Consider the following 21,341-nt stretch of genomic DNA (forward strand, 5'->3'; position numbering starts at 1 on the left):
TTCCCGCAGACCCACCCCGTGCAGGGGAGGCGTTTGATCGATGATCGATGATCGGTACATTTGGGCGGTACAGGTCACATCTCCGCGCTCTGGCGCGCCAGTTACCGGCGGGTTACGCTCCCTCCAACGTACGAGGCCGGCCTGGTGACGCAGCCGCCCCGTACCAGTCGGTCCGGTACCTCACGTACTTCTCGTGTTACGGCGCGACCCCGGGACAGGGTCCGCCGCTCTCCGCCCCGCCCGTTCTCCGGGCTTCTCGTGCGGTCATTCCCGATGTCCGGGTGCCGGGTCCCCCGCCTTGCGGATCCCCGGCTCCCCGGAGCCTGCGGCCGCGCTCGTGCGCCGCGCGCCGCCCCTCAGTCGTCACCCTCTTCCACTGGAGTCCCGCGATGGACCGTCCGTCCACGTCCAGTCAGTCCACCCTGCAGACCATCGCCGTCGTCGGCCTCGGCACGATGGGCACCGGCATCGCCGAGGTCCTCGCCCGGGCCGGCCGCGAGGTCATCGGCATCGACATCAGCGAGACCGCCGCCCGCCGCGCGAGCTCCGCCCTGGCGGCCGCCACGGCCCGCTCCGTGACCCGCGAGCGCCTCACCGAGCAGGAGCGGGAGGGCGTCCTCGCCCGGTTCCGCACCTTCACGGAGCTGACCGCCGCCGCCGAGGCCGATCTCGTCATCGAGGTCGTTCCGGAGAACTACGAGCTCAAGCAGCGGCTGTTCCGCGAGCTCGACGCGATCGTGCGGCCCGACGCCATCCTGGCCACCGGCACGAACGCCCTGTCGGTGACCCGGCTCGCCGCCGAGTCCCAGCGCCCCGAGCGGGTCCTCGGCCTGCACTTCTTCAACCCCGCCCCGGCCATGAAGCTGGTCGAGGTCGTCTCCAGCGTCCTGACCGCGCCGCCGGCCGTCGAGGCGGTCACCGCGCTCGCCCGTGAGCTCGGCAAGGAGCCCGTCTCGGTCGGCGACCGCCCCGGTTTCGTGGCCGACGGCCTGCTCTTCGGCTACCTGAACCAGGCGGCCGCCATGTACGAGTCGAAGTACGCCTCGCGCGAGGACATCGACGCGGCGATGCGGCTCGGCTGCGGGCTGCCCATGGGCCCGCTCGCGCTGCTCGACCTGATCGGCGTCGACACCGCGCGCACCGTCCTGGAGGCCATGTACGCCTCCTCCGGCGACCGGCTGCACGCCCCCGCCCCGATCCTCGGGCACCTCGCCGAGGCGGGCCTGACCGGGCAGAAGTCCGGCCGCGGCTTCTACACGTACGCCGAGCCGGGCAGCTCCGCGATCGTGCGGGACGCGCAGACCCCGCTGGACGGGGCCCGGCTCGGCGAGGGCCGTCCGGTCACCTCGGTCGGCGTGGCCGGTTCGGGCACGATGGCGAGCGGGATCGCCCAGGTCTTCGCGCAGGCCGGCTTCGACGTGGTGCTCGCCGCCCGCAGCCAGGAGAAGGCCGACGCGGCGAAGGCCGCGATCGGCACCTCCCTGGGCCGTGCGGTCTCCAAGGGGCGGCTGACGGAGGAGGACGCCGCCCGGACGCTGGCCCTGATCACCCCGGCCGGCTCGCTGGAGTCCTTCGCCCAGGTGGATCTGGCCGTGGAGGCCGTGGCCGAGGACCTCGCCGTCAAGCAGGAGCTGTTCGCTGCCCTGGACAAGATCTGCAAGCCGGGCGCGGTGCTGGCCACCACGACCTCCTCGCTCCCGGTGATCGCCTGCGCCCGCGCGACCTCGCGCCCGCAGGACGTGATCGGCATGCACTTCTTCAACCCGGCGCCGGCCATGAAGCTGGTCGAGGTGGTCCGGACCGTCCTCACCTCCGACGACGTGCACGCCACGGTCCGCGAGATCTGCACGAAGGTGCGCAAGCACCCCGTGGACTGCGGGGACCGCGCCGGGTTCATCGTGAACGCGCTGCTGTTCCCGTACTTGAACAACGCCGTGAAGATGGTCGAGCAGCACTACGCGAGCCTCGACGACATCGACGCCGCGATGAAGCTGGGCGGCGGCTACCCGATGGGTCCCTTCGAGCTCCTGGACGTCGTCGGCCTGGACGTCTCGCTGGCCATCGAGAAGGTGCTCCACAAGGAGTTCCGCGACCCGGGCCTGGCCCCGTCCCCGCTGCTGGAGCACCTCGTGGCGGCGGGCTGCCTGGGCCGGAAGACCGGCCGCGGATTCCGTGAGTACGCCCGCCGGTAAGCCGCGTCCCGCCCCCGGGGCCCCTGAACCGGATGCGTGGGGAGGGCTGCTCGGGTCCGCCGGACCCTCACCGCGGACACACCCTCCCGAGCCCAGTGCGGGCTCTCCCCCGCATCCACCCCCGCCCCACCCCCCTCAGGCGCGCTCACCCGGGCGAATGAAGTACTTTCGCTCTATGTCCCAGCCCGCCAAGACCTCACCCCGCGCCGCCACGGCGTCCGACGGCCCGGAAAGCGCGGCCGGCACCAAGGCGGCCGCGCAGCGCCTCAAGATGCGCCGCGAGCTCGCGGCCGCCGCGATGGAGCTGTTCGCGACCAAGGGGTACGAGGCGACGACGGTCGACGAGATCGCCGCGACCGCCGGGGTGGCCCGCCGGACCTTCTTCCGGCACTTCCGGTCCAAGGAAGAGGCGATCTTCCCGGACCACGACGACACCCTGACCAGGGCCGAGGCGGTCCTGGACGTGGCTCCGGCGCACGAGCACCCGCTCGACACCGTGTGCCGCGGGATCAAGGAAGTCATGAAGATGTACGCCGCCTCGCCGGCGGTGTCGGTGGAGCGCTACCGGCTGACCCGGGAGGTTCCGGCGCTGCGCGAGCGGGAGATCGCCTCGGTGGCCCGGTACGAGCGGCTGTTCACGCGCTACCTGCTGGCCCACTTCGACGAGCACGAGCCCCACGACGGCAACGACGATCCGCTGCTGGCCGAGGTGGCCGCGTCGGCGGTGGTCACCGCGCACAACCACGTGCTGCGGCGCTGGCTGCGGGCGGGCGGCCAGGGGGACGTGGAGGCCCAGCTCGACCACGCCTTCGCGATCGTGCGCAAGACGTTCGGGACCGGGATCGGCGCGGGGCGCACGCTGAGCAGTACGCCCGCCGCGGCGCCGGCGGCGCCCGCGGAGGTCCGGACGCAGGGCGAGGTGCTGGTGGCGGTGGCCCGGACGGACGCTCCGCTGGACGAGGTCATGCGCACCATCGAAGAGGCACTGAAGAAGCACTGAAGAACGAACCGCAGTCATCCGCGTCACAGTGGCCGCTCCCTTTCGGGGGGCGGCCGCTTTCGTTTGTCCGACTTGCCCCTACTCGCGGGTAACTCTGATCGATCATCGCTCATCTGCGCAGGTCAGTAGGCAAATGAGAGAAAGTTTTGGCACGCGGTGCCTTGCTGAGTGACACGGGGTGCCATACGTTGAATCTCGTCCGGATGTCCCCGCGGTCCCGCCCACTCGGCACGGACCGCGCCCCGGACGCCTGCGTCACCAGGCACCGCAAGCGCCCCACCACAGGCGTCGCGCAGCACCACCGCTTCGCCGAACCGACGGCCCACGCACCACGAAGACCCCACCCGCACACGCAGCCGCGTATCCCCTCAGCGCACCCTCATCAGCGCTTAGCCGGAGGCAACACCGTGAAGGACATCCTGGACGCGATCCAGTCGCAGGCCGCTACGCCCGCCGACTTCGCGGCCCTGCAGCTCCCCGACTCGTACCGCGCGGTCACCGTGCACAAGGACGAGGTCGAGATGTTCGCCGGGCTCACCACCCGCGAGAAGGACCCGCGCAAGTCCCTGCACCTGGACCAGGTCCCGGTGCCGGAGCTCGGCCCGGGCGAGGCCCTGGTGGCCGTCATGGCCTCCTCGGTCAACTACAACTCCGTGTGGACCTCGATCTTCGAGCCGGTGTCCACCTTCAACTTCCTGGAGCGCTACGGGCGCCTGTCGGAGCTCACCAAGCGCCACGACCTCCCGTACCACATCATCGGCTCCGACCTCGCGGGCGTCGTGCTGCGCACCGGCCCCGGCGTCAACTCCTGGAAGCCGGGCGACGAGGTCGTCGCGCACTGCCTCTCGGTCGAACTGGAGTCCTCGGACGGCCACAACGACACGATGCTCGACCCCGAGCAGCGCATCTGGGGCTTCGAGACCAACTTCGGCGGTCTCGCCGAGATCGCCCTGGTCAAGTCCAACCAGCTGATGCCGAAGCCGGACCACCTCAGCTGGGAGGAGGCCGCCTCCCCCGGCCTGGTCAACTCCACCGCCTACCGTCAGCTGGTCTCCCGCAACGGCGCCGGCATGAAGCAGGGCGACAACGTCCTGATCTGGGGCGCCAGCGGCGGACTCGGCTCCTACGCCACCCAGTTCGCCCTGGCCGGCGGCGCCAACCCGATCTGCGTCGTCTCCTCCCCCGAGAAGGCCGACATCTGCCGGGCCATGGGCGCCGAGGCGGTCATCGACCGCAACGCCGAGGGCTACAAGTTCTGGAAGGACGAGCAGACCCAGGACCCGAAGGAGTGGAAGCGCTTCGGCAAGCGCATCCGCGAGCTGACCGGCGGCGAGGACATCGACATCGTCTTCGAGCACCCCGGCCGCGAGACCTTCGGCGCCTCCGTCTACGTCACCCGCAAGGGCGGCACCATCACCACCTGCGCCTCGACCTCGGGCTACATGCACGAGTACGACAACCGCTACCTGTGGATGTCGCTCAAGCGGATCATCGGCTCGCACTTCGCGAACTACCGCGAGGCGTGGGAGGCCAACCGCCTCATCGCCAAGGGCAAGATCCACCCCACCCTGTCGAAGGTCTACTCGCTGGAGGAGACCGGCCAGGCCGCGTACGACGTCCACCGCAACCTCCACCAGGGCAAGGTCGGCGTCCTCGCCCTGGCCCCCGAGGAAGGCCTGGGCGTGCGCGACCACGAGATGCGCGAGAAGCACCTCGACGCCATCAACCGCTTCCGGAACATCTGAGACCGTTCGAGGGCCAAAGGGACAGCCTGAGATGACAGAGCGCCAGAAAGACCGTCCGTGGCTCATGCGGACGTACGCCGGCCACTCCACGGCCGAGGCGTCCAACGAGCTCTACCGCCGCAACCTCGCCAAGGGCCAGACCGGCCTGTCGGTCGCGTTCGACCTGCCGACGCAGACCGGCTACGACCCCGACCACATCCTCGCCCGCGGCGAGGTGGGCCGGGTCGGGGTCCCGGTCTCCCATCTGGGCGACATGCGGCGGCTGTTCCAGGACATCCCCCTGGAGCAGATGAACACCTCGATGACGATCAATGCCACGGCCATGTGGCTGCTGGCGCTCTACCAGGTGGCCGCCGAGGAGCAGGGCGCGGACATATCCAAGCTCCAGGGCACCACCCAGAACGACATCGTCAAGGAGTACCTCTCGCGCGGGACGCACGTCTTCCCGCCCGGGCCCTCGCTCCGCCTGACGACGGACATGATCGCGTACACGGTCAACCACATCCCGAAGTGGAACCCGATCAACATCTGCAGCTACCACCTGCAGGAGGCGGGGGCCACCCCGGTCCAGGAGATCTCGTACGCGATGTCGACCGCGATCGCCGTCCTCGACTCGGTGCGCGACTCCGGGCAGGTCCCGGAGGAGCGTTTCGGCGAGGTGGTCGCCCGCATCTCCTTCTTCGTGAACGCGGGCGTCCGCTTCATCGAGGAAATGTGCAAGATGCGCGCCTTCGGGCGGATCTGGGACAAGGTCACCCGCGAGCGCTACGGCATCGAGGACGCCAAGCAGCGCCGCTTCCGGTACGGCGTCCAGGTCAATTCCCTGGGCCTGACCGAGGCGCAGCCGGAGAACAACGTCCAGCGCATCGTGCTGGAGATGCTCGCGGTCACCCTCTCCAAGGACGCCCGCGCCCGCGCCGTGCAGCTGCCCGCCTGGAACGAGGCGCTGGGCCTGCCCCGGCCCTGGGACCAGCAGTGGTCGCTGCGCATCCAGCAGGTCCTCGCCCATGAGAGCGACCTGCTGGAGTACGAGGACATCTTCGCCGGATCCCACGTCATCGAGGCCAAAGTCGACTCCCTGGTCGCCGACTGCCTGGCCGAGATCGACCGGATCCAGGAGATGGGCGGCGCGATGGCCGCCGTCGAGTCCGGGTACCTGAAGTCCCAGCTCGTCTCCTCGCACGCCGAGCGCCGCGCCCGGATCGAGGCCGGCGAGGACAAGATCGTCGGGGTGAACTGCTTCCAGCAGACCGAGGAGAACCCGCTCACCGCCGACCTGGACACCGCGATCATGACGGTGGACGGGGCGGTCGAGGCGCTCACCGTCGAGCGCATCGTCCGCTGGCGGGCCGAGCGGCAGGAGTCCTCGGAGCGGCAGGGGGGCGGCGACCCGTTCGTCTTCCCCACCGTCGGGCAGGCCCTGGACCGGCTGAAGGAGGCCGCGGCCGGGACCGAGAACCTGATGGAGGCCACCTTGGAGTGCGCCCGGGCCGGTGTCACCACCGGCGAATGGGCGAGCGCGCTGCGCGAGGTGTTCGGCGAGTTCCGCGCTCCCACCGGGGTCTCCTCGGCCCCGGTGGCCGTGGCCGCCGAGGAGGGCACCCCGCTGGCCCTGGTCCGCGAGAAGGTCGCGCGGACCGCGGACGAGCTGGGCAGCGGCCGGCTGCGGCTGCTGGTCGGCAAGCCGGGCCTGGACGGACACTCCAACGGCGCCGAGCAGATCGCCGTACGGGCCCGTGACGCCGGCTTCGAGGTGGTCTACCAGGGCATCCGGCTCACGCCCGAGGAGATCTCCGCGGCGGCGCTGGCCGAGGACGTGCACTGCGTGGGACTGTCCATCCTGTCCGGCTCGCACAGCGCGCTCGTCCCCGAGGTGCTGGAACGGCTGCGGGCGGCGGGGGCGGGTGACATCCCCGTCGTGCTCGGCGGCATCATTCCCCAGGCCGACGCCGTGGCGCTGAAGGCGGCCGGAGTCGCCGCCGTGTTCACCCCCAAAGACTTCGGTATCACGGAGATCATCGGCCGTATCGTCGACGAGATCCGGAAAGCGAACAAGCTCGACCCTCTGGAGGTCCCCGCATGACCACGCCCACGTCCCCGGTGAACCGGCTGCGTCCGCGCCGCTCCTGCCTCGCGGTGCCGGGTTCGAACCCGCGCTTCCTGGAGAAGGCCCAGGGCCTGCCGGCCGACCAGGTCTTCCTCGACCTGGAGGACGCCTGCGCCCCGCTCGCCAAGGAGGGCGCCCGGCACACGATCGTGGACGCGCTGAACAACGGCGACTGGACCGGCAAGACCCGGGTCGTGCGCGTCAACGACTGGACCACCCACTGGACGTACCGTGACGTCATCACGGTCGTCGAGGGCGCGGGCCAGAACCTCGACTGCATCATGCTGCCGAAGGTCCAGGACGCCCAGCAGGTCGTGGCGCTGGACCTGCTGCTGACCCAGATCGAGAAGACGATGGGCTTCGAGGTCGGCAAGATCGGCATCGAGGCGCAGATCGAGAACGCCAAGGGCCTGGTGAACGTCGACGAGATCGCCGCCGCCTCGCCCCGGCTGGAGACCATCATCTTCGGCCCGGCCGACTTCATGGCCTCCATCAACATGAAGTCCCTGGTCGTGGGCATGCAGCCGCCCGGCTACCCGGCGGACGCCTACCACTACATCCTGATGCGGATCCTGATGGCGGCCCGCATGCACGACCTCCAGGCGATCGACGGCCCCTTCCTGCAGATCCGTGACGTGGACGCCTACCGCGAGGTCGCCGGGCGCGCCGCGGCCCTGGGCTTCGACGGCAAGTGGGTGCTGCACCCCGGCCAGGTGGATGCGGCCAACGAGGTCTTCTCCCCCTCCCAGGAGGACTACGACCACGCCGAGCTGATCCTCGACGCGTACGACTGGTGCACCTCCGAGGCCGGCGGCAAGAAGGGCTCGGCGATGCTCGGCGACGAGATGATCGACGAGGCCAGCCGCAAGATGGCCCTGGTCATCGCGGGCAAGGGCCGCGCCGCCGGCATGCAGCGCACCACCAAGTTCGAGATCCCGGAGGCGTAGGGCCATGCAGTTCGGACGCACGTACGAAGAGTTCGAGGTCGGGGCGGTCTACAAGCACTGGCCCGGAAAGACGGTCACCGAGTACGACGACCACCTCTTCTGTCTGCTGACCATGAACCACCACCCGCTCCACATGGACAGCAACTACGCCGAGAACACGACGGACTTCGGCAAGAACGTGGTCGTGGGCAACTACATCTACTCGCTGCTGCTCGGCATGTCCGTGCCCGACGTCTCCGGGAAGGCCATCGCCAACCTGGAGATCGAGTCCCTGCGGCACGTGGCGCCGACCTTCCACGGCGACACCATCTACGGAGAGACCACGGTCCTCGACAAGACCCCCTCGAAGTCGAAGGACGACCGCGGGATCGTGTACGTCGAGACCAAGGGCTACAAGCAGGACGGCACCCTCGTCTGCGTCTTCCGGCGCAAGGTGATGGTCCCGACCGAGACGTACATCAAGGAGCGCGGCGGCGAGCAGCCCGGCCGCCCGCAGCTGAAGGAACAGGGGAAGTAGCCATGGCCCGACTCGCCCAGACCGCCGGGCTGAACGACGTCCAGCGGGAGATCCTCAAGACCGTCCGCGAATTCGTGGACAAGGAGATCATCCCGGTCGCCACCGAGCTGGAGCACCGCGACGAGTACCCGCAGCAGATCGTCGACGGCCTCAAGGAGCTCGGCCTCTTCGGGCTGATGATCCCGGAGGAGTACGGCGGCCTGGGTGAGTCGCTGCTCACCTACGCGCTCTGCGTGGAGGAGATAGCGCGCGGCTGGATGTCCGTCTCGGGCATCATCAACACGCACTTCATCGTGGCGTACATGCTCAAGCAGCACGGCACGCAGGAGCAGAAGGACCACTTCCTGCCGCGCATGGCCCTGGGCGAGGTCCGCGGCGCCTTCTCGATGTCCGAGCCGGGGCTGGGCTCCGATGTGTCGGCCATCACGTCCAAGGCGGTGAAGGACGGGGACGAGTACGTCCTGAACGGCCAGAAGATGTGGCTCACGAACGGCGGCAGCTCCACGCTGGTGGCCGTCCTGGTGCGAAGTGATGAAGGACACCCCGAGGGCACGGCGCCCCACAAGTCGATGACGACCTTCCTCGTCGAGAAGGAGCCGGGCTTCGGTGAGGTCCGTCCGGGCCTGACCATCCCCGGCAAGATCGACAAGATGGGCTACAAGGGCGTCGACACGACCGAGCTCATCATGGACGGACTGCGCATTCCGGCCAATCGGGTGCTCGGCGGCCAGACCGGCCGAGGGTTTTACCAAATGATGGACGGCGTCGAGGTCGGCCGCGTCAACGTGGCGGCGCGTGGCTGTGGCGTCGCTCAGCGTGCCTTCGAGCTCGGTGTCTCTTATGCCCAGCAACGTCATACTTTCGGCAAGGCGATCGCCGAGCACCAGGCCATCCAGTTCAAGCTGGCGGAGATGGCTACCAAGGTCGAGGCCGCCCATGCAATGATGGTGAACGCAGCACGCAAAAAGGACTCTGGGGAACGAAACGACCTCGAAGCAGGGATGGCGAAGTACCTCGCCTCCGAGTACTGCAAAGAGGTGGTGGAGGACGCCTTCCGCATCCACGGCGGCTACGGATTCTCGAAGGAGTACGAGATCGAGCGCCTGTACCGCGAGGCACCCATGCTGCTGATCGGTGAAGGTACTGCCGAGATCCAGAAAATGATCATCGGGCGACGCCTGCTTGAGGAGTACCGACTCCAGGGCTGAAAGTCCCTTTTGCGGCGAATCCTCCGTGGGTTCGCCGCAAAAGTGTCACTTGCAGTCACTGGCCGACGGCCATCGACTCGGCTTCTGGCTTGCCCAGTTGTTGCGCGCAACCGATAGCATTCCAGTAAAGCCGCCGTCCCGTCCCCCTGTTTGCGGCGCGGCAATCACCCGCTACGAAGGTCATCCATGCCCCACAGCCAAACCTCTGCACCTCGCGTCGGCCTCCTCGGTGGGCGTCTCGCACGCGGAGCATCGCCGTGGCTTCTGCCGACCGTCGCCACCGCGGCACTCAGCCTCACCCGGGCCCGCAAGTCCGGACGCTGGGCCGCGGCGGCCGTGCCCGCCACCGCGCTCGCCGCGGGCATGCTGTGGTTCTTCCGCGACCCCGAGCGTGAGATCGCCCAGGGCCGCGTCATCTCCCCCGCCGACGGCGTGGTGCAGAGCATCATGCCGTGGAAGGACGGGCGCACCCGCGTCGCGATCTTCATGAGCCCGCTGAACGTCCACGTCAACCGCGCGCCCCTCGCGGGCACGGTGACGTCCGTGGAGCACATCCCCGGCGGGTTCGTCCCGGCGTTCAACAAGGAGAGCGAGAACAACGAGCGCGTCGTCTGGCACTTCGACACCGAGCTCGGCGACATCGAGATGGTGCAGATCGCCGGAGCCGTCGCGCGTCGCATCGTCCCGTACCTGCCGGCCGGCACCAAGGTGGAGCAGGGTGAACGCATCGGTCTGATCCGCTTCGGCTCCCGCGTCGACATCTACCTCCCCGAGGGCGTCGAGGTCGCGGTCGAGGTCGGGCAGGCCACCACCGCGGGGGTGACCCGAATTGACCGTGACTGACCCTGAGACCCCGGCCACAGGCTGGATCCCGGAGGCCGCGGAGGAAGAGTCCGCAGAGGACGACATGCCGCTGTCGCTGCGGCTGTCGATAGCGGACACCCTCACCCTCGGCAACGCCACCTGCGGATTCATGGCGGTGTACTTCACCACCACGGGGATCCTCATCCCGCACCTCACCGGCAGCGGCGAGTCGGGCATGGCCCGGCACAGCGCGGCGACCGCGGTGATACTGATGCTGCTCGCGGCGGTCTTCGACCTCTTCGACGGCATCGTGGCCCGCAAGCTGCGCAGCTCGCCGATGGGCGCGGAGCTGGACAACCTGTCCGACCTGATCAGCTTCGGGCTGGCGCCCGCGTACTTCGTGCTGGTGTACGGCATGGTCGCGGACGACGCGCACCAGAAGATGTCGGCGCTGGCGGCGATCGTGGTGCTGCTGGCGGTCGTCCTGCGGCTGGCGAGATTCAGCTGCGTGACGATGAAGGACGGCATGTTCCAGGGCATGCCGAGCCCCTTCGGAGCCCTGACCGTCGTGTCGATCGTGCTGCTGGAGCTGCCGTTCGTGCCGACGCTGCTGGCGATCATCGGGGTGGCCTGGCTGATGGTGAGCCGGGTCGAGTACCCGAAGCCGCGGGGTGTCCTCGCGGTGGCGATGCTCAGCTGGATCGTCGGGGCGATGGGGCTGCTGGCGGCGTGGGCGTTCGACGCACCGGGCGGGCAGCTGCTGCTGCAGACGGGCTGCGCGCTGCAGATCGCCCTCGCGGCGACGATCCCGCTGTTCGCGACGACCCGCCGCGCGAACACGTTCCGCCACAACCGCCGCGAGGCCCGCGCGGCCCAGCTCCCGTAACACCCCGGCCACCGCTCCTCCCGAAGGCCCCCGCTGCCCCAGGCACCGGGGGCCTTTCGCTGCCCGGAGGGCGGCCGCGGGTCGGGGCCTCTGCCCGGGACGGGCGGTGTCGCCGGGGTCGCCCAGGGGCTCTGCGCGGGCGGGCGGTGCTGCCGGGGGCGCTGCCCGCGTGGGCGGGGTCGCCCAGGGCCTCGGGACCCACCTCTCTTACCGCCACGCCACTCAGCCCGGCGCGGCAGAACCAGCCCCGGCGATACCTCAGCCCCGCCGGCGTGTGAGGCGCGGGGCCCGGGGGCCGTCCCCCGGCAACGGCCGACACACCACATCCAGTCCAGGCACAGCAAAAACCAGCCTGTCGGCGGCTCGGCTCGGAGGCCCGGCCCCGCCGCCGAGGGAGGCCCGGGGCCGCGGTCGGGACCGGGCCGGCTCGGCTCCCGACGCGGAGGGGCGGCGGTGGCAATCCGGCCAGAGTCCGGGGAGGTTGTGCCGAGCTCGGGGCCGGGTACGGCTTAGGCTTGGTGTCGGAAAACCGCCAGCCTCGCCGGGGCGGGGCCAGGATGCTGGAGCCATGTACACCGACACCGACCGCTGCGTCAGGGCAGTGCAGTCCAAGGACGCCCGCTTCGACGGGTGGTTCTTCACCGCCGTCCTGACCACCCGGATCTACTGCCGGCCCAGCTGTCCCGCCGTGCCCCCGAAGGTCGAGAACATGACCTTCCTGCCCAGCGCCGCCGCCTGCCAGCAGGCCGGGTTCCGGGCGTGCAAGCGGTGCCGGCCCGACACCTCCCCCGGCTCCCCCGAGTGGAACGCCCGCGCCGACGCCGTGGCACGCGCCATGCGGCTCATCCAGGACGGTGTCGTGGACCGCGAGGGCGTGCCGGGGCTCGCGGCCCGGCTCGGTTACTCCGCCCGGCAGGTCGAACGCCAGCTGAACGCCGAGCTCGGGGCCGGGCCGCTCGCCCTCGCCCGGGCGCAGCGGGCGCAGACGGCCCGGCTGCTCATCGAGACCTCCGAGCTGCCCATGGGCGACATCGCGTTCGCCGCCGGGTTCTCCTCCATCCGGACCTTCAACGACACCGTGCGTGAGGTGTTCGCCCTCGCTCCGAGTGAGCTGCGGAGCAGGGCCGGGAAGACCGGCCGGCAAAAGCCCCGGATTCCAGGGACGATCAGCCTGCGGCTGCCCTACCGGGCCCCGCTCAACCCCGACAACCTCTTCGGCCACCTCGCCGCGACCGCCGTCCCCGGGGTCGAGGAGTGGAGGGCCGGGGCGTACCGGCGGACGCTGAGGCTGCCGTACGGGACCGGGGTCGTCGCGCTGAGCCCGCAGCCCGGCCACATCGGCTGCCAGCTCGCCCTCACCGACCTGCGCGACCTCACCATCGCCATCAGCCGCTGCCGCTGGATGCTCGACCTCGACGCGGACCCCGAGGCCGTCGACGGCCAGCTGCGCTGCGACCCGCTGCTGGCACCGCTGGTGGACAAGGCCCCGGGGCGCCGGGTCCCGCGTACCGTCGACGCCGCGGAGTTCGCGGTACGGGCGGTCCTCGGCCAGCAGGTGTCCACCGCCGCGGCCCGTACGCACGCCGCCCGGCTCGTCACCGCGTACGGCGAACCGGTGGCCGATCCCGACCCGGACGGGGGGCTGACCCACGTCTTCCCCTCCCCGCAGGCCCTCGCCGGGCTGGACCCCGAGGCGCTGGCGCTCCCCCGCAGCCGGCGCACCACCCTCACCACTCTCGTGGCGGCACTGGCCGAGGGCTCGCTCACGCTCGGCATCGACAGCGACTGGGAGGCGGCCCGCGCGCAGCTGAACGCCCTGCCGGGCTTCGGCCCGTGGACCACCGAGGTGATCGCGATGCGGGCGCTGGGCGACCCGGACGCCTTCCTCCCGTCGGACCTCGGCGTCCGCCGGGCCGCCGCCGGGCTCGGGCTGCCGTCCACGCCCGCGGCGCTCACCGCCCGGGCGGCCGACTGGCGACCCTGGCGCGCGTACGCCGTCCAGTACCTGTGGGCCACCGACAGCCACCCCGTCAACCACCTGCCCGTCTGAGGAGTTCGCCCGTCATGAAGAGCAAGCAGCACACCGTCGTCGACAGCCCGTACGGCCCGCTCACCCTGGTCGCCACCGAGGGCGTCCTCAGCGGCCTCTACATGGCCGGACAGCGGCACCGCCCGGCGGAGGAGTCCTTCGGCGAGCGGGTCGCCGCGGCCGAGGGGCCCTTCCCCGAGGTGGCCCGGCAGTTGACGGCGTACTTCGCGGGGGAGCTGACCGAGTTCGACCTCCCCGTCAGGATGGAGGGCACGGAGTTCCAGCGCAGCGTGTGGGACCAGCTCGTACGGATTCCCTACGGCAGCACCTGGTCCTACGGGGAGCTCGCGGCCCGGCTCGGCAAGCCGAACGCCTCCCGCGCGGTGGGCCTGGCCAACGGCAAGAACCCGATCGGGATCATCGTCCCGTGCCACCGGGTGATCGGCGCCTCGGGCGGTATGACCGGCTACGGGGGCGGCATCGAGCGCAAGGTGCGGCTCCTGGCCTTCGAGGCCGGGGCCCGGCCGCTTCAGATCACCGCGAGCGGGACCAGCAGCGCGAAGGCGGCCCCCGCCTCCACCGCGTAGGCGTACAGGGAGGGGTGGTGCACGGGGGCGGCCAGGAGGACCACGCTCCGCCGGTCGGCGGCGGCCGCCACCCAGTCGGCGTCGGCGCCGAGGTTGCCCTGGTACCAGCCCTCACAGGCGCCCGGGCCGGTGACGGCGAGGAGGTCGTCCTCGCGCCGGTAGAACGCCTGCCAGCCGGCTGCGGGCGCGGCCCAGCCCTCGAAGTCGGTGAACCGGGCCCAGCCGCCCTCGCGTATGGCGGTGTCGAACAGCCACACCGGCGTCCCCTCGGGGGTGACCTCGTCGCCGGCCTGTTCTTCGGTGGTGAAGTGGACCATGGGCAGGGCGTCGGGTCCGTCGGCCGTGCTGGGCCAGGCGTACATCGTGATCATCAGCTGATTCTGTCCTGCTCGGGGTAAGCCCGGTGTCACGGGGTGAGCGGCCGCCGGCCGTTCTCCAGCTCCACGGTCCCCTCGCCCGACTCCAGGACCCGGTACGCCTCCAGGGTGCGCAGGCCGAGGGAGCCGAGGAGGTGGGCGGTGAGCTCGGCGGGCTCCACCAGCCGCCAGGAGAGCAGTTCCTCCTCCTGGAGCCGGATGGCGGCGAGCTGCTCCGCGTCGAGTACGCCGCCGTCGTAGAGGTAGGCGACCAGCGGCGGACGGCCCGCTCCGAGGGTCCAGTCGAGGGCCAGCAGCCGTCCGAGCGGCAGGTCGAGCCCGATCTCCTCGGCGCTCTCCCGCCGGGCCGCGGCCCGCGGGGACTCCCCGCCGTCGGACTCGATGGTCCCGCCGGGCAGGGCCCACCCCTCCCGGTAGTTGGGCTCCACGAGCAGCACGCGCCCGCCGGCGTCCCGGTAGAGCACGGCGGCCCCGGCCAGCACCCGGGGCAGGCTCGCGATGTAGGTGGCGTAGTCATCCGTGGTGGTCACCCGGCAACCCTACCGAGCCGCGTGTGTGACCGGCCCCACCTCCGGCGTCCGCAGGCCCCCGGCGCGGGTGGGGCCGCCGCTCCCCACCTGCGGCGTCGGCAGTCGTGACGGGGCCGTGTGAGATCATCGGATCTCGATCGGCCGACCGCCCGCTCATATGAAGAGCCGTAGAACGGATAACATTCTGGCCGATCAGCACGGGGGGTTCTCCACTGCACGCGCATGTCGGGCCCTGCCGCACCACGTCGACCAGCCGTCAGCGGCCGGTCAGATCGCCGGCGCCTCGCCGGCGCTCTTTACGCTCTCAGGTATTGGGGACAGGCGAACAGCCATGCTCAACGCAGCCGCCTCGGCAAGCACCGACACCGCGCCCGTTCCCGCGCTGTCGGTCGTCATCCCGATCTACAACGAGCAGGAGGCGCTGCCGCTGACCGTGGCGCGCCTGCGGCCGATTCTGGACGGACTGGGCGTCGCCTACGAGGTGGTGGGCATAGACGACGGCAGCACCGATGCCACGCCTGTGATCATGCAGAAGATCCGTCAGGACTGGCCGGAGCTGCGCATCGTGCGCTTCGCCCGCAATTCCGGTCACCAGGCCGCCCTCACGGCGGGCATCCACAAGGCTCTCGGCGACTACGTGGTGAGCATCGACGCGGACCTGCAGGACCCGCCGGAGAAGATAGTGGAGATGTTCGACCTCGCCCGCGGGCAGGACCTCGACATCGTCTACGGCGTACGGGGCGACCGCGGCACCGACACCTTCTTCAAGCGGCGTACGGCCGGCGCCTACTACTGGCTGATGCGCAAGCTGGTCGGCAAGAACATGCCGAACCAGGCCGGCGATTTCCGGCTGCTCAGCCGCGCCGCCGTGGACGCGCTGAAGTCGCTGCCCGAGCACCAGCCGGTCTACCGGCTGCTCGTGCCGTGGCTCGGGTTCAGCAGCGGCGAGGTCGTGTACGTCCGCGAGGAGCGGGTCGCCGGGAGCACGCACTACCCGCTGTCGAAGATGGTGCGGCTCGCCCTCGACAGCATCACCAACTTCTCCGCCAGCCCGCTGCGCCTGGCCACCTGGCTCGGCCTGACGAGCTTCCTGGTCTGCCTCGGCCTCGCCGTCTACACCACGCTGCAGTATGCGTTCGGCTCCACCGTGCCGGGCTGGTCGTCTCTGTTCATCGGCATGCTCTTCATCGGCGGCGTGCAGTTGATCTGTGTGGGCTTGCTCGGTGAGTACATCGGACGGATCTATTCCGCGGTCCAGGCCCGGCCGGCCTACTTCATCGGATACGACTCCGCAGAGGAGGACGCCTCCGAGCGGACTCCCCGGAGCTCCGAGCACGCGGCCTGAGCGGTATGGGTACAACGGAAAGCCCTGCCCCCGAGCGGATCCCGGGGGCAGGGCGGCCGTCCGGCCGCTCGGACGTCCCCGGAGGGGTGGCGCAGCCGCGCCCGGCCCGGACCGCGGTCCTGCTCCGCTTCCTGCCGGCGGTCACGGCCTACCTCTTCCTGGTCGTTCTGCTGCTGACCGCCGGCACCTCGGCGGGCGACGTCGCCCGGTACACCGGTTACGCCGCCTGGGGTGTGCTCACGCCCGGCACACTGGTGTTCCGGGCGTTGCGCCGACGGCCGCACACCCTGGTGGAGGACCTCGCCTACGGGGCGGTCACCGGCCTGGTCCTGGAACTCGTCGCCTGGTTCGTCCTCGTCTCAGCCGGGGCGCAGTCCCTGGCCGTCGCCTGGCCGCTCGCCGTGGTGGTCCCGTTCGCGGCGGTACCCCGGCTGCGGCGGCACTGGCGCCCGCGGGGCTACGAGAGCCCGTCCGCGGGCTGGTCGTGGGCGGTGGCCGGGACGGTCATGCTCAGCAGCGCCTACTTCTTCCAGGACTTCCTGTCCCGCTATCCCGTACTGCCCGCCGGGACGGGCACGCGCATCTTCGGCGACATCCCCTACATGCTGTCGCTCGCGGCGAACGCGAAACAGCATGCCCCGCCGACCCTTCCGCAGGTGGCCGGCGAACCCCTGCACTACCACTGGTTCTCCTTCGCCCACATGGCGATGACCGACATGGTCGGCCACATCGACCTGGCGGTGGTCGAGAACCGGCTCATGGTTCCGGCACTGGCCGCACTTGCGATGCTGATCACCGCGGTGGTGGCCCGGCGCCTCACCGGCCGGGCCTGGGCCGGCCCGCTGGCCGCAGTGCTGGTCTTCGCGGTCGGCGAGTTCACGGCGGCCTATCCCAACAACGTGGACAGCTGGACGCTGGGGGCCCCGGCGGTCCGGCTGATGTACTGGTCCAGTGTCTCCCTGGCGTACAGCCAGCCCCTGCTGATCGCACTGCTGGGTGCCGTCGGCGACGCGCTGCGCAGGAAACCCGAGGGTGGGGGCGGTGCATCGGAGCGTTCCGCTCCGCTGTTCGGCGGCGGTGGGTTCGTCCTGGTCGCGATGTTCGCGCTGGCGTCGAGTGCTGCGAAGGCGAGTACGCTGCCGGTGACCCTCGCCGGGCTCGCCCTCGCCGGACTCGTCCTGCTGGTCACCACCCGCCGGATACCGTGGCGTGTGGTCGCGCTGGGCGCGATCGTCGCAGGGGCACAGCTCTTCGCGACCGCGGCCGTCTTCCGGTTCGAGAGCTACGGACTCCAGATCGTTCCGTTCGGGAACCTCCGGCAGTTCTGGGCGGACCCTCGGCATGCACGATCGACGGGGGTCCAGGCCGCCGTGGTCGTCGCCACGCTGTTCGCCTTCGTGCTGAACCACCACGTGAAGCTGCTCGGCATGCTGCCGCTGCTCTGGCGCCGACGGCTGCGGCTGGAGCCGGTCCAGTGGTTCCTGTTCGGCGCAGCCGTGGCGGGACCTGCCGCCTATCTGGTCGTCAAGGGTTACAACGCCGGTTACTTCACGATCGCGGCTCTTCCCTTCGGCGTGGTCCTTTCGGCATGGGGGTACTGCGAGACCTTCGAGCGTGCCGCGCTCCCCCGCCGGGCCAAGGCGGCGCTGGCCGTCGCCACGCTCGCCTTCGTCGCTCTGCTGACCTTCGCCATCTACCGCTACTCGGACCGCTGGGCGCGGTTCGCCCGGCACGCCTTCGGCGCCGACCAGGGCCGCGAGCCGTATGCCGTGCTGCTGGCAGCACTTGCCGCGGCTGCCGTACTGGCCGCCGCGGCCCTCGCGGCCGGCCTGCTGTGGCGGGCGCTCGGACGGGCGTGGCCGGCGCTGCGCGGGAGGGGCGGCATTCTTCTGCTGACCGCGGGTCTCGCCGCCGGCGCCCCCGGTATCTTCCACGACGCGCTCCAGGCGCGGGAGACGGCCTGGTCGGGTTCCTGGGTGATGCCCGGGACCCAGGTGGAGGCGGCTCGGTGGATCCGCGGGCACAGCGCGCCCTCGGACGTGCTGGTGACCAACAGCCACTGCTGGCAGTTCGACGACTACGCCGACGGCCCCGCGTGCGACAACGTGCGTTCGCAATGGCTGAGCGGCTACTCGGAGCGGTCGGTGCTGATCGAGGGGTGGGCGTACGCGCCCCGAGCCGTCGCCCTGACCGGTGGCGGCACCGCCTACGGCGGGCCGTTCTGGGACCAGGAGCTGTTCCGTCTCAACGAGGACGCGGTGTACCGGCCCACCGCGGAGAACCTGCTCCGGCTCCGCGAGCAGTACCACGTGCGCTATGTCGTGGCCCACCGCCCGTCGGGTGCGGAGTCGCCGCTGCTGGCCACGCTGGCGGAGCGCGTGTTCGACAACGGCCGGGTGGCCGTCTACCGGCTCGCGGACGGTACGGGGAAGGTCCGGCCCGCCGGTTCCTGAATCCGCTGTCGGCGTCCGGCATGTCCAGGCGTGCCTCATTCCCGGGAATCGGCACACATGCGACCACACTATGTGGGCGTATGTCCAGATTTATGGCCGTCGTGGACCGGGTGTGGCCCAGGCCACCCATGGGCATAGGAGGATCCTCCGGATAGGCTCATGGTGGCGCGACTGCACTGTTCGATAGCAAGGGATTAGCAAGGTGACGGACGGAGCAGTAACTGAGGCCGCGCGCGTGCTCATCGCCGCGGACAAATTCAAGGGCTCGCTCACGGCCGTTCAGGTCGCGGAGCGGGTGACGGCGGGTCTTCGCAAGGCCGTACCGGGCGTGGAGGTCGAGACCCTCCCCGTCGCGGACGGCGGCGACGGCACGGTCGCGGCCGCTGTTGCGGCCGGTTTCGAACGCCGGGAGGTACGGGTCACCGGGCCGCTCGGCGAGCAGGTCACGGCCGCCTTCGCGCTGCGCGACGGCACCGCCGTGGTCGAGATGGCGGAGGCCTCCGGCCTTCAGCTGCTGCCGACGGGCGTCTTCGCCCCGCTGACGGCCACCACGTACGGCTCCGGCGAGCTGCTGAAGGCCGCGCTGGACGCGGGGGCGCGCTCGATCGTGTTCGGCGTGGGCGGCAGCGCCACCACCGACGGCGGCGCGGGCATGCTGGCCGCCCTCGGCGCGGTGTTCCTGGATGCGAACGGCGAACCGGTCGGCCCGGGCGGCGGCGCGCTGGCGGAGCTGGCCTCGGCCGACCTGTCGGGCATCGACCCGCGCTTCGCGGAGGTGGACTTCGTCCTGGCCAGCGACGTGGACAACCCGCTGACCGGCCCGAAGGGCTGCGCGGCGGTCTACGGCCCGCAGAAGGGCGCTTCGCCCGAGGACGTGGCGACGCTGGACGCGGCGCTGGCGCACTACGCGCAGGTGCTGGAGAAGTCGATCGGCCCGAAGGCCGCCGAGCTCGCGGCTTCCCCGGGCGCGGGCGGCGCGGGCGGCATCGGGTACGGCGCCCTGCTGCTGGGCGCGGGCTTCCGGCCCGGTATCGAGCTGATGCTGGACGTGCTGGGCTTCGCCCCGGCGCTGGAGCGGGCCACGCTGGTGATCACCGGTGAGGGCTCGCTGGACGAGCAGACCCTGCACGGCAAGGCCCCGGCCGGTGTCGCGGCGGCGGCGCGGGCGGCGGGCAAGCCGGTCGTGGCGGTCTGCGGCCGGCTGCTGCTGGGCCAGGAGGCCCTGGAGGCGGCCGGCATCCGCAAGGCCTACCCGCTGACGGACCTGGAGCCCGATCCGGCCAAGTCCATCCCGAACGCGGGTCCGCTGCTGGAGCAGGTCGCGGCCAACATCGCCGCCGACGTCCTGTGATCCGTACGACGTCCTGACGAAGACGCCGAAGGCCCGGCACCCGTGAGGGGCCGGGTCTTCGCCGTTCGCCTGCGGAGCGGCGGGGGCGGCTGGTATGCCGGGAGTCATGGACCAGCTGGCCACCGAGCGACTCGTACTCGTACCCCTGGACGCCGAGCGGGCCCGCGCGCTGGCCGCCGGGGCCCCCGGGGCAGCGGACAGGTGGGCGCCCGGGTATCCCGACGAGGGGGACCGGGCCGGCGCCCTGCGGTACCTGCGGGTGCTCGCCGACGGCGGGGACCCCCGCCCCTTCGGGGCGTACGAGATCCGGCGGCGGGACGACGGCGTGGCCATCGGCGGCGCCGGCTTCCACGGCCCGGCGGACGCGCACGGGGTGGTGACCATCGGCTACGGCCTGGTCCCCGCCGCGCGCGGCCGCGGCTACGCCACCGAGGCCCTGCGGGCGCTGCTGGACCATGCGCGCGAACACGGCGCACGGGGGGTGGCCGGTGACGCCGACCGGGAGAACACCGCCTCCCAGCGGGTGATGGCCGCGGCCGGGATGCGGCTCGTCCACGAGGACGAGCTGCTGCGCCACTACGCGGTGAGCTGGGCCGCCCCGGACGCGGCCAGCAGCTGAGCCGTCGTCACCACGCGGGCGAAGCCGCCGCCCTGCAGGTTGACCGCGGTGGCGGTGGCGAGCTGGTCGGCCGTCAGGCTCAGCCCGTCGGGGCCCTCAAGGTCGAAGGTGTGGGTGGCGTCGAGCGGGAGGAGCACGTCGTAGCCCAGGTTGCCGGCCATCCGGGCGGTGGTCTCGACGCACATGTTGGTCTGGATGCCGGTCACCACCAGCTGGCCGATCCCCTGGGCGGTGAGCCATGCGCCCAGGTCGGGGGTGCCGTAGAAGGAGGAGTTGACGGTCTTCGTGACCAGCAGGGCCTCCCGGCCCTCCCACTGGGCCACGAAGTCCTTGAAGGCGTGTCCGGGCTGCCCCGCGCCGAGGACGGAGCCGGGGGTGCGGGAGGTGTGCCGGACTAGCACCACCGGACGGCCGGACTGCTGCCAGGCGTCCATCAGGGCGGCGATGTTGGCCTCGGCGGCCGGGTTGTTGCGGGGGCCCCAGAAGGAGGCGTCGTCGAAGCCCTTCTGCACGTCGACGACCAGCAGGGCGCTCTTCGCAGCGATCTCGATCCCGGTCTTGTACGTCTCCGTGGTCTCGGACGTGTCCCCGGGCGTGGTGTCGGGGGTGTCCCCGGGCGTGGTTCCGGGCGTGGTTCCGGGCGT

General features: G+C 71.1%; 18 protein-coding genes. 15 read left to right on the forward strand and 3 right to left on the reverse strand.

Annotated elements, in window-relative coordinates; translation table 11 throughout:
• The first annotated feature begins 389 nt into the window (after nucleotides 1-389).
• From ABZ128_RS06260 to ABZ128_RS06310, 11 genes are all read left to right on the forward strand, one after another.
• On the forward strand, nucleotides 390-2,192 hold the full coding sequence (locus ABZ128_RS06260) for a 3-hydroxybutyryl-CoA dehydrogenase (protein WP_356846336.1): 1,803 nt from the start codon (nucleotides 390-392) through the stop codon (nucleotides 2,190-2,192).
• Nucleotides 2,193-2,367: 175 nt separating this feature from the next.
• Nucleotides 2,368-3,192 carry a TetR family transcriptional regulator gene (locus ABZ128_RS06265; RefSeq protein ID WP_356846337.1) on the forward strand — a complete coding sequence of 275 codons (825 nt, stop codon included), beginning with the start codon at nucleotides 2,368-2,370 and terminating at the stop codon, nucleotides 3,190-3,192.
• A 407-nt stretch (nucleotides 3,193-3,599) separates the two neighbouring features.
• Nucleotides 3,600-4,937, forward strand: coding sequence for a crotonyl-CoA carboxylase/reductase (ccrA, locus tag ABZ128_RS06270; RefSeq protein ID WP_356846338.1), 1,338 nt, complete (start codon nucleotides 3,600-3,602; stop codon nucleotides 4,935-4,937).
• Nucleotides 4,938-4,968: 31 nt separating this feature from the next.
• The gene (locus tag ABZ128_RS06275) at nucleotides 4,969-7,020 is read left to right on the forward strand and encodes a protein meaA (RefSeq protein ID WP_356846339.1); all 2,052 of its coding nucleotides are present in this window, start codon (nucleotides 4,969-4,971) and stop codon (nucleotides 7,018-7,020) included.
• A complete protein-coding gene (locus tag ABZ128_RS06280; protein WP_356846340.1) occupies nucleotides 7,017-7,991 on the forward strand; it encodes a CoA ester lyase in 975 nt (324 codons plus the stop codon). The genes ABZ128_RS06275 and ABZ128_RS06280 overlap by 4 nt, the downstream gene beginning before the upstream one ends.
• A 4-nt stretch (nucleotides 7,992-7,995) precedes the next feature.
• Nucleotides 7,996-8,508 (forward strand): MaoC family dehydratase, encoded by a 513-nt coding sequence (locus ABZ128_RS06285; RefSeq protein WP_356846341.1) that lies wholly within the window; start codon nucleotides 7,996-7,998, stop codon nucleotides 8,506-8,508.
• 2 nt (nucleotides 8,509-8,510) lie between these two features.
• Entirely contained in the window at nucleotides 8,511-9,716 is a 1,206-nt protein-coding gene (locus ABZ128_RS06290; RefSeq protein ID WP_356846342.1) for an acyl-CoA dehydrogenase family protein, read from the forward strand.
• Nucleotides 9,717-9,902: 186 nt separating this feature from the next.
• Entirely contained in the window at nucleotides 9,903-10,559 is a 657-nt protein-coding gene (locus ABZ128_RS06295; protein WP_136212902.1) for a phosphatidylserine decarboxylase, read from the forward strand.
• Between the two features lie 25 nt (nucleotides 10,560-10,584).
• Entirely contained in the window at nucleotides 10,585-11,406 is an 822-nt protein-coding gene (gene pssA / locus ABZ128_RS06300; protein WP_356846406.1) for a CDP-diacylglycerol--serine O-phosphatidyltransferase, read from the forward strand.
• 568 nt (nucleotides 11,407-11,974) lie between these two features.
• Nucleotides 11,975-13,456: an AlkA N-terminal domain-containing protein gene (locus tag ABZ128_RS06305; protein ID WP_356846343.1), complete on the forward strand. Its 1,482-nt coding sequence runs from the start codon at nucleotides 11,975-11,977 to the stop codon at nucleotides 13,454-13,456.
• Nucleotides 13,457-13,470: 14 nt separating this feature from the next.
• The gene (locus ABZ128_RS06310; protein ID WP_356846344.1) at nucleotides 13,471-14,022 is read left to right on the forward strand and encodes a methylated-DNA--[protein]-cysteine S-methyltransferase; all 552 of its coding nucleotides are present in this window, start codon (nucleotides 13,471-13,473) and stop codon (nucleotides 14,020-14,022) included.
• Here ABZ128_RS06310 and ABZ128_RS06315 read toward each other — a convergent pair.
• Entirely contained in the window at nucleotides 13,965-14,393 is a 429-nt protein-coding gene (locus tag ABZ128_RS06315; RefSeq protein WP_356846345.1) for a hypothetical protein, read from the reverse strand. The two genes, ABZ128_RS06310 and ABZ128_RS06315, sit on opposite strands and share 58 nt — an antisense overlap.
• A gap of 35 nt (nucleotides 14,394-14,428) precedes the next feature.
• Complete coding sequence (locus ABZ128_RS06320) at nucleotides 14,429-14,929, reverse strand: NUDIX hydrolase (protein WP_356846346.1); 501 nt, start codon at nucleotides 14,927-14,929, stop codon at nucleotides 14,429-14,431.
• 331 nt (nucleotides 14,930-15,260) lie between these two features.
• On the opposite strand from ABZ128_RS06320, the gene ABZ128_RS06325 reads away from it, so the two are divergent.
• The 4 genes from ABZ128_RS06325 to ABZ128_RS06340 all read left to right on the forward strand — a co-directional run bounded on the left by ABZ128_RS06325 (nucleotide 15,261) and on the right by ABZ128_RS06340 (nucleotide 20,697).
• Entirely contained in the window at nucleotides 15,261-16,274 is a 1,014-nt protein-coding gene (locus ABZ128_RS06325) for a glycosyltransferase family 2 protein (RefSeq protein WP_356846347.1), read from the forward strand.
• A gap of 86 nt (nucleotides 16,275-16,360) precedes the next feature.
• Nucleotides 16,361-18,727, forward strand: a complete 2,367-nt coding sequence (locus tag ABZ128_RS06330) for a hypothetical protein (protein WP_356846348.1) — start codon at nucleotides 16,361-16,363, stop codon at nucleotides 18,725-18,727.
• A 202-nt stretch (nucleotides 18,728-18,929) separates the two neighbouring features.
• On the forward strand, nucleotides 18,930-20,078 hold the full coding sequence (locus ABZ128_RS06335; RefSeq protein ID WP_356846349.1) for a glycerate kinase: 1,149 nt from the start codon (nucleotides 18,930-18,932) through the stop codon (nucleotides 20,076-20,078).
• Between the two features lie 106 nt (nucleotides 20,079-20,184).
• Entirely contained in the window at nucleotides 20,185-20,697 is a 513-nt protein-coding gene (locus ABZ128_RS06340) for a GNAT family N-acetyltransferase (protein WP_356846350.1), read from the forward strand.
• On the opposite strand, the gene ABZ128_RS06345 is transcribed toward ABZ128_RS06340, so the two are convergent.
• Nucleotides 20,655-21,248 (reverse strand): cysteine hydrolase family protein, encoded by a 594-nt coding sequence (locus ABZ128_RS06345; RefSeq protein WP_356846408.1) that lies wholly within the window; start codon nucleotides 21,246-21,248, stop codon nucleotides 20,655-20,657. The genes ABZ128_RS06340 and ABZ128_RS06345 overlap by 43 nt on opposite strands.
• Nucleotides 21,249-21,341 lie beyond the last annotated feature (93 nt).

It is taken from the genome of Streptomyces sp. NPDC006326 (assembly GCF_040612915.1).
Lineage (GTDB): Bacteria > Actinomycetota > Actinomycetes > Streptomycetales > Streptomycetaceae > Streptomyces.